This is a genomic window from Bradyrhizobium sp. 142, from assembly GCF_023074015.1.
Taxonomy (GTDB): domain Bacteria; phylum Pseudomonadota; class Alphaproteobacteria; order Rhizobiales; family Xanthobacteraceae; genus Bradyrhizobium.
Genome location: NZ_JADPKQ010000083.1, coordinates 1 through 1,586, shown reverse-complemented (window position 1 = coordinate 1,586; position 1,586 = coordinate 1). Strand labels below are relative to the sequence as shown.

At 63.9% G+C, this 1,586-nt stretch carries 1 protein-coding gene and 1 pseudogene; both read left to right on the top strand.

All coding sequences use genetic code 11. The annotated features are described in order from the left end of the window. Positions 1-324, top strand: a pseudogene (locus IVA82_RS08980) (integrase); the annotation flags it as partial. Further along, positions 284-1,207: a site-specific integrase gene (locus IVA82_RS08975; RefSeq protein WP_247493256.1), complete on the top strand. Its 924-nt coding sequence runs from the start codon at positions 284-286 to the stop codon at positions 1,205-1,207. The pseudogene IVA82_RS08980 and the gene IVA82_RS08975, both read left to right, overlap by 41 nt. The last annotated feature ends 379 nt before the right edge of the window (positions 1,208-1,586 follow it).

Here is a 1,586-nt window from a genome sequence, read left to right as displayed (position 1 = left end):
GGCAAGCAACGCACCGGCTGGCTCGGCGTCTACAATCCAGAGACTTTTACCGTCGAGGACGCTCGCAGCAAGGTCTACAGCCTCAAGGGCATGGGCGGCGAGGCACTCGCCGAGACCTTCCGCGACCAGAAGGCGGAGAAGGCGAAGCGCGGCAAGACGGTCGCCGAGATCATTGAGGAGCGGATCGACTGGATGAAAACGCCGGTCAGGAAGCCGGACGGCGAGATGCGGCCCCGACCGGAAGCTTGGGAAAACACGGCGAGCCATTTGCGCCGCTTCCTCGGTGCCCGGCAAAACACTCGCGAGAGACGTCACCAAACATGACATCGCGACCCTGTCCAACGACATCGTGGCGGGCAAGTTCGGCGTTCCCTCGGTCAGCAACGCGCGTCACATGCGCAAAGCCGCGTCGGGCCTGTTCAACTGGGCGGCGGAAGCAGGCCGCGATTACGTGACTGCCAGCCCCTGCGTCAACCTGCCGAAGCTCGACCCGGAGCACCCGCGCACCCGCGTCCTGTCCGAGGACGAGATCAGAATTTTCTGGCATGGCCTCGACCGCGACGACCTGCCTTGGGACCGCCGGACCCGCCTCGCGCTCAAGCTTGAATTGGTGACCATGCTCCGTTCGAACGAACTTCTCAGCGCGCACCGGACCGAGTTGTTCGACCTCGACGGCGAGCACCCGCGCTTCGATGTCCCGCTCAAGCGTGTGAAGAAACGGCGGGTGATCCAGCAGCCGCTGTCGAGCCTCGCGGTGGAGATCATCAGGGAGGCGCTGGCCTCCAAGGATCAGCAGTTCGTATTCGAGAGCCCCGTGTACGAGGGCGAGCCGATCCACCGCACGGCGATGGCCACGGCGCTGCGGGGCACCAAGCACGAGAAGAACAAGGACAAGACCAAGACGCCCGGGCTCTGTGAGCTATTGGGCCTCAAGCCATTCACGCCGCACGATCTGCGCCGGACGGCGGCGACCTTGGCCGGTGATCTCGCATTTGATGATGCCGCCATTGCCAAGTGCCTCGACCATGCCGTGGTGAAGAAGAACGAGGCCATCGTGCCCAGCGTCACCGGCCGGGTCTACGTTCACAGCCCGCGCATGCAGGAGAAGCGCTCGGTGCTGGACAGCGTCGCAGCGGAGCTTCGGCGGATCATCGGCACGCCTGCGCCTACGAAACAAGCGGAAGCCGCGCTGCGTCTCGTCGCCTGACCTTTCAACCCGATCCTATCTCTGGGTCGGGCTTTTCTTTCCACGCTGAAACGCGCCATTTGGCTGCTGGTGCGTTACCGGGGCGCGCGGGAATGGGCCAGTCCCTCGCGTAAACGCATGGACGGGCGGCCCCGGCCGAGTAAGACAAAGGGCCGAGCGACGGGCTGGTCTTACGGCGGAATTCCGCGATCACCCGCGAATGTGGTCAGAAAGCAAAATGGCCGCAGATTGCTCTGCGGCCCACCGAAATGAAGTATCTTTCCGTACTGAAATGGTCTGCCCCGGCGCGAACTGCGTTGTAGCGCGAATTGCGTTGCAATGTGATCCGTGCGTCTACGGTACGTCGAAGGTCGCATGAACGCCGGCGCTGCCGGCTCCT